This is a genomic window from Pseudomonas sp. SORGH_AS_0199, from assembly GCF_031453735.1.
Taxonomy (GTDB): domain Bacteria; phylum Pseudomonadota; class Gammaproteobacteria; order Pseudomonadales; family Pseudomonadaceae; genus Chryseomonas; species Chryseomonas aestiva.
The window spans coordinates 1576337-1591867 of sequence record NZ_JAVJAE010000001.1; the positions used below are offsets into that span (position 1 = coordinate 1576337).

16 protein-coding genes are annotated in these 15531 nt (G+C 64.0%); 12 read left to right on the top strand and 4 right to left on the bottom strand.

Annotated elements, in window-relative coordinates; translation table 11 throughout:
* Window positions 1–5: 5 nt before the first annotated feature.
* A complete protein-coding gene (locus tag QE444_RS07470; protein WP_280311384.1) occupies window positions 6–986 on the bottom strand; it encodes a tripartite tricarboxylate transporter substrate binding protein in 981 nt (326 codons plus the stop codon).
* Between the two features lie 330 nt (window positions 987–1316).
* Between QE444_RS07470 and QE444_RS07475 the strand changes: the two genes are divergently transcribed.
* Window positions 1317–1988: a response regulator gene (locus QE444_RS07475; protein ID WP_309737668.1), complete on the top strand. Its 672-nt coding sequence runs from the start codon at window positions 1317–1319 to the stop codon at window positions 1986–1988.
* A complete protein-coding gene (locus tag QE444_RS07480) occupies window positions 1981–3384 on the top strand; it encodes a sensor histidine kinase (RefSeq protein WP_309737669.1) in 1404 nt (467 codons plus the stop codon). The genes QE444_RS07475 and QE444_RS07480 overlap by 8 nt, the downstream gene beginning before the upstream one ends.
* Window positions 3385–3440: 56 nt before the next feature.
* On the opposite strand, the gene QE444_RS07485 is transcribed toward QE444_RS07480, so the two are convergent.
* Together QE444_RS07485 and QE444_RS07490 are read right to left on the bottom strand one after the other, a co-directional pair.
* Window positions 3441–4271 carry an HDOD domain-containing protein gene (locus QE444_RS07485; protein ID WP_280311387.1) on the bottom strand — a complete coding sequence of 277 codons (831 nt, stop codon included), beginning with the start codon at window positions 4269–4271 and terminating at the stop codon, window positions 3441–3443.
* Between the two features lie 40 nt (window positions 4272–4311).
* Window positions 4312–5229, bottom strand: a complete 918-nt coding sequence (locus QE444_RS07490) for a folate-binding protein YgfZ (RefSeq protein WP_273863051.1) — start codon at window positions 5227–5229, stop codon at window positions 4312–4314.
* Between the two features lie 122 nt (window positions 5230–5351).
* Here QE444_RS07490 and QE444_RS07495 point away from each other — a divergent pair, with 122 nt between their 5' ends.
* Together QE444_RS07495 and QE444_RS07500 are read left to right on the top strand one after the other, a co-directional pair.
* Window positions 5352–5609, top strand: coding sequence for a succinate dehydrogenase assembly factor 2 (locus QE444_RS07495; protein ID WP_133862956.1), 258 nt, complete (start codon window positions 5352–5354; stop codon window positions 5607–5609).
* Window positions 5593–6045 (top strand): protein YgfX, encoded by a 453-nt coding sequence (locus tag QE444_RS07500; RefSeq protein WP_273863050.1) that lies wholly within the window; start codon window positions 5593–5595, stop codon window positions 6043–6045. Before QE444_RS07495 ends, QE444_RS07500 begins: the two co-directional genes overlap by 17 nt.
* Here QE444_RS07500 and nadB read toward each other — a convergent pair.
* A complete protein-coding gene (nadB, locus tag QE444_RS07505) occupies window positions 6002–7624 on the bottom strand; it encodes an L-aspartate oxidase (RefSeq protein WP_309737670.1) in 1623 nt (540 codons plus the stop codon). The genes QE444_RS07500 and nadB overlap by 44 nt on opposite strands.
* 331 nt (window positions 7625–7955) lie before the next feature.
* Between nadB and rpoE the strand changes: the two genes are divergently transcribed.
* From rpoE to era, 8 genes are all read left to right on the top strand, one after another.
* Window positions 7956–8537, top strand: a complete 582-nt coding sequence (rpoE, locus tag QE444_RS07510) for an RNA polymerase sigma factor RpoE (protein WP_026083736.1) — start codon at window positions 7956–7958, stop codon at window positions 8535–8537.
* 33 nt (window positions 8538–8570) lie between these two features.
* Window positions 8571–9101, top strand: coding sequence for an RseA family anti-sigma factor (locus tag QE444_RS07515; protein WP_309737671.1), 531 nt, complete (start codon window positions 8571–8573; stop codon window positions 9099–9101).
* A 222-nt stretch (window positions 9102–9323) separates the two neighbouring features.
* Window positions 9324–10748, top strand: a complete 1425-nt coding sequence (locus QE444_RS07520; protein ID WP_187978493.1) for a DegQ family serine endoprotease — start codon at window positions 9324–9326, stop codon at window positions 10746–10748.
* Window positions 10749–10895: 147 nt separating this feature from the next.
* Entirely contained in the window at window positions 10896–12695 is a 1800-nt protein-coding gene (gene lepA / locus QE444_RS07525; protein WP_187978494.1) for a translation elongation factor 4, read from the top strand.
* Between the two features lie 5 nt (window positions 12696–12700).
* Window positions 12701–13555 carry a signal peptidase I gene (lepB, locus tag QE444_RS07530; protein ID WP_133862950.1) on the top strand — a complete coding sequence of 285 codons (855 nt, stop codon included), beginning with the start codon at window positions 12701–12703 and terminating at the stop codon, window positions 13553–13555.
* Window positions 13552–13947: a DUF4845 domain-containing protein gene (locus QE444_RS07535; protein WP_309737673.1), complete on the top strand. Its 396-nt coding sequence runs from the start codon at window positions 13552–13554 to the stop codon at window positions 13945–13947. Before lepB ends, QE444_RS07535 begins: the two co-directional genes overlap by 4 nt.
* A complete protein-coding gene (rnc, locus tag QE444_RS07540) occupies window positions 13944–14633 on the top strand; it encodes a ribonuclease III (RefSeq protein ID WP_133862948.1) in 690 nt (229 codons plus the stop codon). The genes QE444_RS07535 and rnc overlap by 4 nt, the downstream gene beginning before the upstream one ends.
* A complete protein-coding gene (gene era / locus QE444_RS07545) occupies window positions 14626–15531 on the top strand; it encodes a GTPase Era (protein WP_133862947.1) in 906 nt (301 codons plus the stop codon). Before rnc ends, era begins: the two co-directional genes overlap by 8 nt.

Below are 15531 nucleotides of genomic sequence, written 5' to 3' on the forward strand. Positions count from 1 at the left end.
CTCTGTTACTGGATCAGGCCGAATTCCTTGGCCATGCCGCGATAGCGCGCGACTTCCTTCTGCACATAGGCGTCCAGTTCGGAACCGGTCATGGCGAAGGGGAAGAGCTCGCGCTGATCACGCAGCTTGGCGAAGTCGTCGGACGCCAGCAGCTTGTCGAAGCTGGCTTTCCACCAGTTGTACTGCTCGTCGGTGACCTTCGGGCCGACATAGAAGCCGCGGACCACCGGCCAGACGATGTCGTAGCCCTGCTCACGTGCGGTGGGGATGTCCTTCATCGCCGGTTCGTCGAAACGCTGCTCGGCGAAGACCGCCAGGAGGCGCATGTTGCCGGCCTCGACATGGGGCATGGAGTCGGAGATGTCGGTGCTGCCGACCTGGATGTGGCCGCCCAGCAGCGCGGTGGCGATCTCGCCGCCACCTTCCAAGGCCACGTAGCGCAGGTCCTTGGGATTGATGCCGGCGGCCTTGGCGATCAGCGCCGTCTGCATCCAGTCCTGGCTGCCGACGGTGCCGCCGGAACCTATAACCACCTTGCTCGGATCCTTCTTCAGCGCCTCGACCAGATCACCCAGGGTCTTGTAGGGCGAATCGGCCTTGACCGCGATGGCACCGTAGCTGGCACCCACCGCCGCCAGCCAGCGCACGGCCTTCTCGTCGAAGCGACCGAACTTGCCCTGGGCCAGGTTCAGCAGCGAACCGCTGGAGAAGGCGACGATGGTGTCGCCATCCGCCGGACGCTGAGCCACCACGGTGTTGTAGGCCACCGCGCCGACGCCGCCGGGCATGTAGGTCACGCGCATGGGCCTGTCCAGCAGCTTGGCTTCCACCAGGCCGCTCTGGGCCAGCTTGCAGGTCAGGTCGAAGCCACCACCCGGCGAGGCTGGGGCGATGCATTCGGGACGCTTGGGTTCGGCCATGGCCTGGGCGGACAGCAGCATGGAGGCGGCCAGGGTCAGGGTGAGGGTGCGCAAGGTGGTGCTCATCGACGTCTTCCTTTTGTTGTTATTTCAGAAGCTGACAGGCGGACACGGCTCAGGCTCGCCAGGGCGGCGATCGTTCGGAGAGGTAGCACGGGAGCACGTGGAGCTGCGCGAGGGCGAGCATGGATGTCGTTCCGCTTGTTATTGTTGTTGGCCAACCAGGGGTGGCGCTTGGGCAAGCATCATGCGGTTCTGGGACCGCTACCTTTCACTCTAGACCGCCAAGCTTTCAACAGCCTTTCAGTCGTGAAAGGCAACGAATGTGCGGGGCGGGCAACGGGTCAAGGGGCCACTATCCGGTAAACTCGGGCCTTTTAGGCAGGAGCTGTCAGCGTGCGCATCCTACTGGTCGAAGATCATCCGCCTCTGGCCGAAAGCGTCGCCCAGGCGCTCAAGAATGCCGGTCTCAACGTCGATCTGCTCAACGATGGCGTGGCCGCCGACCTGGCCCTGCAAAGCGAAAGCTATGCCCTGGCCATTCTCGACGTCGGCCTGCCGCGCATGGATGGCTTCGAGGTGCTGGCGCGCCTGCGCGAGCGCGGCGATCGCCTGCCGGTGCTGATGCTCACCGCCCGCGGCGAGGTCAAGGATCGGGTCCAGGGGCTTAATCTCGGCGCCGACGACTATCTGGCCAAGCCCTTCGAGCTCACCGAGTTGGAAGCCCGGGTCAAGGCCCTGCTGCGCCGCAGCGTGCTGGGCGGCGATCGCCAGCAGCGCTGCGGTCCGCTGATCTACGACCTCAATACCTCGCGCTTCACCCTGGGCGATGAGGCGCTGTCGCTCACCTCCCGCGAGCACGCCGTGCTGGCTGCGCTGATCGCCCGTCCCGGACGGGTCATGAGCAAGGAACAACTCGCCGCCCAGGTCTTCGGCCTGGACGAAGAGGCCAGTCCCGAGGCCATCGAGATCTATGTCCACCGCCTGCGCAAGAAGCTGGAAGCCGGCGCGGTACGCATCGTCACCTTCCGCGGCCTGGGCTATCTGCTGGAAGAACAGCATGGCTGAAGTGGCGAAGGCGGCGGGCAGCCTGCGTGGCCGCCTGCTGCTGCGAATGGTCATCCTGCTTGCGGTGATCCTGGCAATCAGCAGTCTGGCGGCCTATCTCAATGGCCGGCGCCTGGCCGACGTGGCCTATGACCGGACGCTGCTGGCTTCGGCCCGGACCATCGCCGCAGGCCTGTCGGCGTCCAACGGCACCCTGCGCGCCGATGTGCCCTACATCGCCCTGGACAATTTCGCCTACGACAACGTGGGGCGCATCTTCTACCAGGTGCTGGATACCCGTGGCCGGCTGATTTCCGGCTATGAAGAAATCCCACCGCCACCGCCAGGCACCGCCCTGACCCGCGAATACCCTGCGCTGGCGCGCTTCTACAACAGTACCTATCGCGGCAAGGACGTGCGGGTGGTCAGTCTGGCCCAGCCGGTCAGCGAGCCGGATCTCACCGGCATGGCCGAGATCCGTGTCGCCGAGACGTCCGAGGCACGTGAAGAGGTGGCCCGCAGCCTGCTCACCGATACCCTGATCCGTCTCGGCCTGCTGGGTCTGGGCGCCATCCTGCTGGTGTGGATGGCGGTCGGCGCCGCCCTGCGGCCCCTGGAGCGCCTGCGCCAGGCCGTGGAAGAGCGCGGGGTGGACGACCTGCGCCCGCTGCCCGAGGTGCGGGCGCCCCAGGAACTGCTGCCCTTGGTGCATGCCCTGGAGGGCTTCACCCTGCGCCTGCGCCGCCTGTTCGAGCGCCAGGCCGACTTCATCGCCAACGCCGCCCACGAATTGCGCACCCCGCTGGCGGCGATCAAGGCGCGAGTCGAACTGGGCCTGCGTGAACGCGAGCCCCAGGCCTGGTACGCCACCCTGGAAGAGACCCGCGCGAGCACCGATCGCCTGGCGCGCCTGGCCAACCAGCTGCTGTCGCTGGCACGCATCGAGAGCGGCGCCCAGGCCATCGCCGAGGGTGGCGCCGAACGGCTGGAACTCAGCGAACTGGCCAGGGAGCTGGCCATGGCGCTGGCGCCGCTGACCCATGCCAAGGGCGTCGCCCTGGCCTTCGAGCCCTTCGCCAAGGCGCCGGTGATCGGTGAGCCGACGCTGCTCAACGAGCTGCTCTGCAACCTGGTGGAAAACGCCCTGGCCCACAGCCAGCCAGGTGGCAACATCGTGGTGCGGGTGCTGGCGCCGGCGGTGCTGGAAGTCGAGGATGACGGTCCCGGCATTCCGGCCAATGCGCGGGTCAAGGTCTTCGAGCGCTTTCAGCGCCTGGATCCGCAGTCCGGGGGCGCCGGTCTGGGATTGGCCATCGTCGGGGAGATCTGCGCCGCCCACCGCGCGCGTATCCAGTTGCTGGACGGCGCGCTTGGCGGGCTACGGGTGCGGGTCGAATTTCCCGCCGAGGAAGCCTAGGCCTTGTCTAAAAGTGCCGGACCTTCGCTAGGCGACGTTTCAGCCAAGCCCGATGCTCAGCCGAGCAGGGTGCGCGACTGTTCCACCGCGTCCCAGAAGGACTGATCCTGGGCGGGGTCGGGCTGGTTGTTCAGCCCCAGGCGGATGCCGGCCGGCAGTGTCTGCACCGCGATCTCCTGCTGACCCTGGCGCTGCGCGTGCAGCTGGGTAGCGATCTGCACGATATCGGCATAGTCGGCCGCCGCGGGCTGGCGTTCCAGCACCAGATACTCCCGGGGCACGCAGGCGATGTCGGCCGGGAAGTCCCAGACCTTGAGAATGCGTTCGCCGATCTGCGGATGGATGCGCGCCGTCACCTGGTCGAGGGTGATGGCGTTGGCCAGCAGCTCTTCCTGTTCTTCGGCATAGGTAAGGATCGGCAGCACGCCGATCTGGTGCACCAGGCCGGCGAGCAGGGCGCGGTCGGCCATCAGGCGCGTGTACTTCTTGCACAGCGCATGGCTGATGGCGGCGATCTCGGTGCCCTGGCTCCAGACCTCGCGCATCTTGCGATCCACGGCGTCGCTGGTGGCCTGGAACATCTGCTGCATGGCCAGGCCCGTGGCCAGGTTCGCCGTGTAGTTGATGCCCAGGCGCCCGACCGCCATCTGCAGGTCGGTGATCTCCTTGCTGGTGCGCAGCAGCGGGCTGTTGACCACCTTGATCAGGCGCGCGGTCAGGGCGGCGTCCATGGCGATCACCCGGCTCAGCTCGGCGACACCCACGTTGGGGTCTTCGGCCGCTTCTCTGACCTTCAGCGCCACCTCGGGAAGGGTGGGCAGCACCACGCGATCCGTGTCTATCGCGTGCAGAAGATCCTGGACAACTTTTTCGGCAAGAGGAGTCATGACGTACCTGTGTGAGGAGCGGAAAAGGCGATCCCAACCTTCAGCGCTTTATTTCACGATCGCTATCGAGTGAGTAGGGCAAATCGAGTAAACGGCAGTTTGGCCCGCCCGAGCTGCCCACCGAGACGCGTCCATCCTCGGCGGCATCGCCCTGCAGCACCGCCAGGAATTCGCAGCCCTCGGCGCTAGACGCGGCGAGCACCACCTCGCCCACGCTGCTGCCATGCACCGGCGAGAACAGCTCGGTACCCACGGCGGGGGGCTGGTCGCTGCCGGCGAGCCGATAGAGGCGCCGCTTGAGCTTGCCCAGGTACTGCATACGCGCGACGATCTCCTGGCCGGTGTAGCAGCCCTTGCGAAAGCTCACGCCATCCAGCGCCTGCAGATTGATCATCTGCGGGACGAACAGCTCGCGGGTCGCGCCGAACACCTGGCCCACGCCGGCCCGCACCTGGGCCAGCAGCCACTCATCGAGCGCGACCTCCGGCAAGGCTGGCGCCGCTGCGTCCACGGCGCGCCAGGTCTCGACCCGGCCATCCTCCAGCCGCAGGGCGAAGCCGCCATCGAGCGGTGCCACGGCATTGGCCTGGTCACCCAGCACGACGTCGGGATAGGCGCTGGCGAAGCCGGCGGCAGAGAGCCCCAGGCGTTGCCAGTGGCTGCTTTCATCGGTCAGCGTCGACTTGGAGAAGACCGCATACTTCTTCAGATCGGTCAGCAAGGGCTCGACCAGCTCCGCGGCCATCGCCAGCAGATAGCCGTCGGCCTGCTTGACGATGCGGAAGCTGGACACCAGGCGCCCCTTGGGCGTGCAGCGACCCCCCAGGCCGGCCTGGTCGTCAGCGAGATAGTTGAGGTTGCAGGTCACCTGCCCCTGGAGAAACTTGGTCGCATCGACCCCGCGGAGGGCCAGGACGCCTTCGTGGGTCAAGCGGCAGAAATACGGCGAGTCGGCCATTGCGGCAGCAGCTCCGTGTCGAGTGAAGCCGCTCATCATAGGCGTGCCCGGGGTGAATGTCAGGCGCACTGCGCGGCGGGGCGCTTCGGGCTTATACTGCGCCGATTGTCGCAGGAGTCCCCATGAGTACCGAAGCTACCGAACTCAACAGATTGTACTGGCACAGCCGTCGCGGCATGCTGGAACTGGATGTATTGCTGGTGCCCTTCGTCAAGGAGGTCTATTCCTCCCTGGGCGCGGAAGACCAGGCGCGCTATCGCAAGCTGCTCGAGTGCGAGGATCAGGACATGTTCCACTGGTTCATGCAGCGTGGCGAACCGGAAGACGCCGATCTGCAGCTCATCGTGCGCATGATCCTGGACCGTGTCCAGCCGGCTTGAGCCCCTCGAATGCCGCTGGAGCGCCTCTGCCGGCCTCCTGCGGCTGCACGCCTTGGCCGCCTTCGGCGCGGGGATCTGCCCCTGGCTGGCGGCCATTCCCTGGACGCTCAAGCCCCTGCTGACGCTGCTGGTGCTCTGGTCCTGGCAGCGCGTGCGCCAGCGCCAGCTCCAGCAGCGCTACCCGGGCGTGCCACGGCGGCTGCGGCATGGCGCCGAGGGTTGGCAGCTCTGGTCGCCAGCGACCGGTTGGCAGGCCATCCAGGTGCGCCCGGACAGCCTGGCCCTGGCGCGGTTGGTGGTGCTGCGTTATCGGGTGCCGGACGAAAGACGCACCCGCAGTCTCTGCATCGCCCGCGACAGCCTCACCGCGGACGCCCATCGCCGCCTGAGAGTCAGGCTTCGCTTCGCGCCGCGTCGGTTCGCGGCACCAGAATAGTGTCCCGGGCCGTGCTGGCGAGCTGCGGATAGTCCAGGGTGAAGTGCAGGCCGCGACTCTCCTGACGGGCGAGGGCGCTCTCGATGATCAACTCCGCGACCTGCGCCAGGTTGCGCAACTCGATCAGATCGCGACTCACTCTATAGTTGCTGTAGAACTCGTCGATCTCGTCCATCAGCAGCCGAATCCGATGGCGGGCGCGCACCAGTCGCTTGGTGGTGCGCACGATGCCGACATAGTCCCACATGAAGCGCCGCAATTCGTCCCAGTTGTGCGCGATCACCACGTCCTCGTCCGAGTCCGTCACCTGGCTGGCATCCCAGTCGGGCAGGTCGCGCGGCATGGCGATCTCGGCCTCTTGCGCCTGAATGTCCAGTGCCGCCGAGCGCGCATAGACGAAGCACTCCAGCAGTGAATTGCTGGCCATGCGATTGGCGCCATGCAGACCGGTACAGCTGGTTTCGCCGATGGCGTAGAGGCCGGCGAGATCCGAGCGTCCGTGCTCATCGACGCGCACCCCGCCACAGGTGTAGTGCGCGGCCGGCACCACGGGGATCGGATCGCGGGTGATGTCGATGCCCAGTTCCAGGCAGCGGCGATAGACCGTCGGGAAGTGCTCCTGCACGAAGTCCGCCGGCTTGTGGCTGATGTCGAGAAAGACGCAGTCGATGCCCAGGCGCTTCATCTCGTGGTCGATGGCTCGCGCCACCACGTCGCGCGGTGCCAGGTCGGCGCGGGGGTCGAAGCGCGGCATGAAACGCTCGCCATCGGGCAGGCGCAATACGGCACCCTCGCCACGCAGGGCTTCGGTGATCAGGAAGCTCCGCGCATGGGGGTGATAGAGGCAGGTAGGATGGAATTGGTTGAATTCCAGATTGGCTACCGAGCAGCCGGCGCGCCAGGCCATGGCGATGCCGTCACCGCTGGCGCTGTCCTGGTTGGTGCTATAGAGGTAGGCCTTGCTGACGCCACCGGTGGCCAGCACCGTGAAACGCGCGTGCAGGGTATCCACCTGGTCGCTGGTGCGGTCGAGCACATAGGCGCCCAGGCAGCGCGTACCCGGCCGGCCGAGTTTTTCCATGGTGATCAGATCCACCGCCACGCGCTGGCTGAGAAGCTGGATATTGGGACGGCCTTCCGCGGTCCGCAGCAGGGTGTCGAAGATCGCCATGCCGGTGGCATCGGCGGCGTGAATGATGCGTCTGTGGCTGTGGCCGCCTTCCCGGGTCAGGTGAAAGCCCAGGCCACCCTTTGCGCCGTCCTGCTCGCGGGTGAAGGGTACGCCCTGGTCGATCAGCCACTGCATGGCCTCGCGGCTGTGCTCGACGGTGAAGCGCACGGCGGCTTCGTCACACAGCCCGGCGCCCGCGACTAGGGTATCCTGCACGTGCGCCTCGACGGTATCGCCCTCGTCCAGCACGGCGGCGACACCCCCCTGCGCCCAGTAGGTCGAGCCATGTGCCAACTCGCCCTTGCTCAGCACCGCGATCGACAGCGTCGCGGGCAGATTGAGCGCAAGCGTCAGGCCCGCGGCGCCACTGCCGATTACCAGGACATCGAATTCCAGATGACGCGCCATGACGTTTCCTTCTCACCGAGACGGCGAGTATAGGAACACGGCGACTGATGGCATAGCCATCGATGGCAAGGGGGCAGGGAACTCGCGGGCGTCAAACGGGGTCTATGTACAGATAATCGCTCATCCGTGCGGCCGGAGTGCCTGGACGAGAATGGGCCATCTGCCAAAGCTAAATCAGTGATACCCAGGAGCGATTAGCAGCCATTTCAGTGCTCGCTCATCAACTGCTGTGGAGGGGAGAAACTTCGTGCAACAGCCCAGTCTAGCAGCGCGCGTCGATAGTGAAGGCAAGGACGATACCGAGCTGCAAGCCAAGGATAGCAAGCAAGTCCTGCCCACTCAGGAGCAGGATCAACAACTGGTCGAGCGCGTACAGCGCGGCGACAAGCGTGCCTTTGACCTGCTGGTGCTCAAGTATCAGCACAAGATTCTCGGTCTGATCGTGCGTTTCGTCCACGATACCCAGGAAGCCCAGGACGTCGCTCAGGAGGCTTTTATCAAAGCCTATCGCGCCCTCGGGAACTTCCGTGGCGATAGTGCTTTCTACACCTGGCTCTATCGCATCGCCATCAACACGGCAAAGAACCATCTGGTTGCCCGGGGTCGTCGTCCACCGGATAGCGACGTCAGTGCCGAAGATGCGGAATTTTATGAAGGCGACCATGCTCTAAAGGATATCGAGTCCCCGGAGCGGTCCCTTTTGCGGGATGAGATCGAGGCCACCGTGCATCGGACCATCCAGCAACTCCCGGAAGATCTGCGCACCGCGCTGACTCTTCGCGAGTTCGAAGGCCTCAGCTACGAGGACATTGCCAATGTGATGCAATGTCCGGTGGGAACGGTCCGGTCCCGGATTTTCCGGGCTCGGGAAGCGATAGACAAAGCATTGCAGCCTCTGCTGCGTGATGCATAGACAGCGGCGACAGCTTTTAGAGAGGTAATACGTATGAGTCGTGAAGCCCTGCTGGAATCCCTGTCCGCTGTTATGGATAACGAAGCGGACGAATTCGAAACCCGGCGCGTCATCGCCGAGGTCAGCAAGGACCCGGAATTGCGCGCCACTTGGTCGCGCTACGCCATGGTCAGCGCCGTGATTCGCGGTGAGCCCATGCTGCCGAATCTGGATATCGCCAAAGGCGTCACCACCACGCTGGAGCGTGATGAGATCGCCACAGCGCCAGTAGCAGCACCTGTTGCTGCTCAGGCGAGCAAGGGTCGTTGGTCGAGCCTGGGTCGTGTCGCGGTCGCCGCGTCCGTGACCTTCGCCGTACTGGCGGGCGTGCGGATGTACAACCAGTCCGACGTCTCCACCCAGAGTCTGGCCCAGCAGGCGCCGAGCCAGTTGACCGTGCCACAACCTGCACGTAGCCCGGCTGTATTGGCCAGCTTCAGCGAAGAAAGCACCAAGGCCAACGCCCAGGGCAAGGCTGATCAGCCTGCAGCAGGTGAAAAGCAGGACGCTCCTGCCCAGCGCTGATCCGCTGGCTTCACCTCGAAACGGCGCCCGGAGCCCAACTCCAGGCGCCGTTTTTTTTGCCCTGGAGATTTTCGACCAGGTCGCAAAAAAGCTTCGAAAGCTATCGTTCAGCAAGGGCGTGGTATTTCTGCTGCCAGTCGTCACTGACAGTGCCTCCGATCCCGGAAAGGCAGGTCGCCAGCGATGTGTTTAAGTCATTGGATAGAGTGGAGCTGCATGCGCATGCGCAATCTAAAGCATTACACGGCTGCCCTGATGGGGCTCTGGCTGATGGGAATGACGGCCATGGCCCGGGCCGATCTGCCGGATTTCACCGGTCTGGTCGAGGCGGCATCTCCCGCGGTCGTCAACATCAGCACCCGGCAGAAAATTCCCGAAGGTCGCGGCGCCGGCGCCATGACCATGCCCGACCTAGAAGGCCTGCCACCGGGTATCCGTGAATTCTTCGAGCGCAGCATTCCGCAGATGCCGCGCAGTCCCCGGGGCAAGCAGGAGCAGGCCCAGTCGCTGGGTTCCGGCTTCATCATCTCGCCCGATGGCTACATCCTGACCAACAATCATGTGGTCGCCGATGCCGACGAGATCCTGGTGCGCCTGTCCGACCGCAGCGACCATACCGCCAAACTGATCGGCGCGGATCCCCGCACCGACGTGGCCCTGCTGAAGATCGACGCCAAGGACCTGCCTACCCTCAAGCTGGGCAACTCCGACCAGCTCAAGGTGGGTGAATGGGTGCTGGCCATCGGCTCACCCTTCGGCTTCGATCATTCGGTCACCGCCGGCATTGTCAGCGCCAAGGGTCGCAGCCTGCCCAATGAAAGCTACGTCCCCTTCATCCAGACCGACGTAGCCATCAACCCGGGCAACTCCGGCGGCCCCCTGTTCAACCTCAAGGGGGAAGTGGTCGGGATCAACTCGCAGATCTTCACCCGCTCCGGGGGCTTCATGGGGCTGTCCTTCGCCATCCCGATCGACGTCGCCATGAACGTGGCCAATCAGCTCAAGACCGAAGGCAAGGTCAGTCGCGGCTGGCTCGGCGTGGTCATCCAGGAAGTGGACAAGGACCTTGCCGAATCCTTCGGCCTGGATCGTCCGGCGGGTGCCCTGGTCGCCCAGACCCTGGACGACGGTCCCGCCGCCAAGAGCGGCATCAAGGTGGGTGACGTCATCCTCTCGGTCAATGGTCAGAAGATCGAGGAGTCCGCCGACCTGCCGCACCTGATCGGCAACCTCAAGCCGGGTGCCAAGGCCGACATGGAGATCATCCGCGAAGGCAAGCGGCAGAACCTCAGCGTTACCGTGGGCGACATGCCGAAGGATGACCAGGCCGCTTCCGGTGGCGAGCGTGGCTCCGACCGCGCCAGCAATCGCCTGGGCATCGCCGTCGCCAATCTGACGCCCGAGCAGAAGAAGACCCTGGATATCCAGGGCGGTGTGGTCATCAACAAGTTGAGTGGCGACGGTCCCGCTGCGGCCATCGGCCTGCGTCCGGGCGATGTCATCACCCACCTGAACAACCAGCCGATCGAATCGGCCCCGGCCTTCGAGAAGATCACCTCGGCGCTGCCGGCGGGTCGTTCCATCTCGATGCGCGTGGTGCGCGACGGTCGCGCCAGCTTCATCACCTTCAAGCTGCCGGGCAAGTAACGGCAAGGCAGGCGCGTAGGGGCGGGCGACCGCCCCTTCTTTTTGTCCGCTCGAACGGCGCGAGTCCCCTTGTTTGCCGCATTCAGGTAAACTCCCCCGCTATTTTCCCGGCGGATGTTCCGCCGCTGGCTATTCGAGTGCTGATTCGTGAGTGATCTGAGCCATATCCGCAATTTCTCCATCATCGCCCACATCGATCACGGCAAGTCGACGCTTGCGGATCGGTTCATCCAGATGTGTGGTGGTTTGAGCGACCGAGAAATGGAGGCCCAGGTCCTGGATTCCATGGATCTCGAGCGTGAGCGCGGCATCACCATCAAGGCCCACAGCGTTACGCTGTACTACAAGGCCGAAGACGGTAAGACCTACCAGCTCAACTTCATCGATACCCCTGGCCACGTCGACTTCACCTATGAGGTCAGCCGCTCGCTGGCCGCCTGCGAAGGCGCGCTGCTGGTGGTGGACGCGGGGCAGGGCGTGGAAGCCCAGTCGGTCGCCAACTGCTACACCGCCATCGAGCAGGGCCTCGAGGTCATGCCGGTGTTGAACAAGATGGATCTGCCCCAGGCCGATCCGGACAAGGTCAAGGCCGAGATCGAGCACATCATCGGCATCGATGCCACCGACGCCGTGCCCTGCAGTGCCAAGAGCGGCATGGGCGTACCCGAGGTGCTCGAACAACTGGTCAAGGTCATTCCGCCGCCGGAAGGCGAGATCGACGCACCGCTTCAGGCCCTGATCATCGACTCCTGGTTCGACAACTACCTGGGCGTCGTCTCGCTGGTGCGCGTCAAGCACGGTCGGGTCAAGAAGGGCGACAAGATCCTGGTCAAGTCCACCGGCAAGGTGCACCAGGTCGACAGCGTCGGTGTCTTCTCGCCCAAGCACACCGAGATGCCTGACCTGAAGGCCGGTGAAGTAGGCTTCATCATCGCCGGCATCAAGGAAATCCTCGGTGCTCCGGTCGGTGACACCCTGACCCTCAGCGCCACCCCTGACGTGGCCATGCTGCCGGGCTTCCAGCGGGTCAAGCCGCAGGTCTACGCCGGTCTGTTCCCGGTCAGCTCCGACGACTTCGAGGACTTCCGCGAAGCGCTGCAGAAGCTCACCCTCAACGACGCGGCCCTGCAATACGAGCCGGAAAGCTCCGAGGCCCTCGGCTTCGGCTTCCGCATCGGCTTCCTCGGCATGCTGCACATGGAGATCATCCAGGAGCGCCTGGAGCGCGAATATGATCTCGACCTCATCACCACGGCGCCGACCGTGGTCTTCGAGGTGGTGCTCAAGGATGGCAGCACCATCTATGTCGACAACCCCTCGAAACTGCCGGACCTGGCCTCCGTCGCCGAGATGCGCGAGCCCATCGTCCGCGCCAACATCCTGGTACCCCAGGAGCACCTGGGCAACGTCATCACCCTGTGCATTGAAAAGCGTGGCGTCCAGCGCGACATGCAGTTCCTCAGCAGCCAGGTGCAGGTCAGCTACGACCTGCCGATGAACGAGGTGGTACTGGACTTCTTCGACCGCCTGAAGTCGGTGAGTCGCGGCTATGCGTCGCTCGATTACAGCTTCGATCGCTTCGAGGCGGCCAGCCTGGTCAAGCTCGACGTCCTCATCAACGGCGAGAAGGTCGACGCCCTGGCCCTGATCGTCCATCGCGACAAGGCGCACTACAAGGGTCGCGCCCTGACCGAGAAGATGAAGGAGCTGATCCCGCGGCAGATGTTCGACGTGGCGATCCAGGCAGCCATTGGCGGTCAGATCGTCGCCCGCACCACCGTCAAGGCGCTGCGCAAGAACGTCCTGGCCAAATGCTATGGCGGTGACGTCTCCCGTAAGCGCAAGCTGCTGGAAAAGCAGAAGGCGGGCAAGAAACGCATGAAGCAGGTTGGTAGCGTAGAGATTCCTCAAGAGGCCTTCCTGGCCGTGCTCAAGGTGGATAGCTGAAGCCCATGTCCTGGAACTTCCCTCTGTTGCTGGTTCTCGCGGTCGCCGTCTGCGGCGCCCTGGCGCTCATCGATCTGCTGGTGCTCGCACCGCGTCGTCGCAAGGCGATCCAGACCTACGGGCAGCAGGTCAGCGAGCCTGATCCCGTGGTCCTGGAGCAGTTGAACAAGGAACCGGCGCTGGTCGAGTACGGGAAGTCCTTCTTTCCCGTCCTGGCCATCGTGCTGATCCTGAGATCCTTCCTGGTGGAGCCGTTCCAGATTCCTTCGGGCTCCATGAAGCCGACCCTGGAAGTGGGCGACTTCATCCTGGTGAACAAATTCGCCTACGGCATCCGCCTGCCGGTGATCGATCTCAAGGTCATCCCGATCGGTGATCCGCAGCGTGGCGACGTCATGGTGTTCCGCTATCCCAGCGATCCCAGCGTCAACTACATCAAGCGCGTGATCGGCGTGCCGGGCGATACCATCCGCTATACCAGCGACAAGCAGCTGTACATCAACGGCCAGCGCGTCAGCGAGGAGCTGGTAGGCGACGAGCCGGGTTCGCTGGGCAGCGTCAAGCTGTTCAAGGAACAACTGGGCAAGGCCGAACACCTGATCCGCGAAGAGATGACCCGCTACCGCATGGAGCCCGACCACGAGTGGAAGGTGCCGGCCGGTCACTACTTCATGATGGGTGACAACCGCGACAACTCCAACGACAGTCGCTACTGGGACGATCCCAACATTCCCCGTGATCTGCTGGGCATGGTTCCCGACCGCAACATCGTCGGCAAGGCCTTCGCCGTCTGGCTGAGCTGGCCGGAGCCCAAGCTGCAGAGCATGCCCACCCTGTCTCGCGTAGGTATCATCAGATGAATGAACGCAGAGTGCCCGGTCTCCCGTCGCGTCAGCAGGGTCTGTCGTTTCTCGGTGGTCTGCTCGGACTCTGCGTCATCGCCTTCCTGGCCAGCACGGCCATGAAACTCGTTCCGCATTACCTGGACTACAATGCTCTGACCAAGGTCATCGAATCCATCGGCGACAACCCCGATAACCAGATTCGCAGCGTGTCCGACGTCTACAACTACGTGGGGAAGGGTATGCAGGTGAACGACATCCGTGATCTCGATCTGCAAAAGGCCATGCGCGTCGAAGCCGACGGCAACCACCTGCAGATCCACCTCGACTATGAAAAACGTGAACACCTGATCCGCAACATCGATCTGGTCGTTCGTTTCAATCGTGATTTCCGTATAAATCTCCCGTGACTTTATCTCTAGATCGCCTCGAGCGTCGGCTGGGTTATACCTTCCAGGACCCGGACCTGATGCTGCTCGCCCTCACGCACCGCAGCTTTGCCGGTCGCAATAACGAACGCCTGGAATTTCTCGGCGACGCCATCCTCAACTTCATCATCGGCGAAGCCCTCTACGATCACTTCCCCCAGGCCCGCGAAGGCCAGCTGTCCCGCTTGCGGGCCAAGCTGGTGAAAGGCGAGACCCTGGCGCTGCTGGCCCGCAGCTTCGAACTTGGTGACTACCTGCGCCTGGGTTCCGGTGAGCTGAAGAGCGGCGGCTTTCGTCGCGAATCCATTCTCGCCGATGCCATGGAAGCCCTGATCGGCGGCATCTATCTGGATGCCGGCATGGACGCGGCGAAAGACCGGGTCATGGCCTGGCTGGGGCCGCAACTGCGCGAGCTGACGCCGGTGGATACCAACAAGGATCCCAAGACGCGGCTGCAGGAGTTTCTCCAGGCGCGCGCCTGCGACCTGCCGCGCTACGAGGTGGTCGCCATCGAAGGAGAGCCCCATTGCCGGGTCTTCTTCGTCGAATGCGAGATCGCCATGCTCAACGAAAAGACGACGGGGCAGGGCGCCAGTCGCCGCATCGCCGAACAGATAGCGGCCTCGGCGGCCTTGATCGCCCTGGGCGTGGAGAATGGTCATGAATGATGAGCTGAAGGCATCGCGCTGCGGCTACGTAGCCATCGTGGGTCGCCCCAACGTTGGCAAGTCCACGCTGCTCAACCATATCCTGGGGCAGAAGCTGGCCATCACCTCGCGCAAGCCGCAGACCACCCGGCACAACATGCTTGGCATCAAGACCGAGGGTGAGGTCCAGACCATCTATGTGGATACCCCCGGTCTGCACAAGGAAAACCAGAAGGCGCTCAACCGCTTCATGAACAAGACGGCCGTCACCGCCCTGCGCGATGTGGACGTCGTGGTGTTCGTGGTCGATCGCACCCGCTGGACCGACGAAGACCAGATGGTGCTGGAGCGAGTGCGCTTCGTGAAGTGCCCGGTGCTGCTCGCCGTCAACAAGATGGATCGCCTGGAAGACAAGGCCGACATGCTGCCGCACCTGCAATGGCTGCAGGAGCAGTTGCCGGAAGCCGCGCTCATTCCCATCTCCGCCCAGCATGGTCACAATCTCGACGCCCTCGAAGAGCTGGTCGCCGAACGTCTGCCGGAAGGTGACCACTTCTTCCCCGAGGACCAGATCACCGACAGATCCAGCCGCTTTCTCGCGGCCGAGCTGATCCGGGAAAAGATCATGCGCCAGCTGGGGGCGGAGTTGCCCTATCAGGTCGCGGTCGAGATCGAGGAATTCAAGTACGACAACGGCGTGCTGCACATCCACGGCCTGATTCTGGTCGAGCGTGATGGCCAGAAGAAGATCCTCATCGGCCAGGCCGGCGAGCGCATCAAGCGGATCGGCCAGGAAGCCCGCCACGACATGGAAACCCTGTTCGACGCCAAGGTCATGCTCAACCTCTGGGTCAAGGTCAAAGGCGGTTGGTCCGATGACGAGCGTGCCCTGCGCTCTCTGGGTTACTCCGACCTCTAG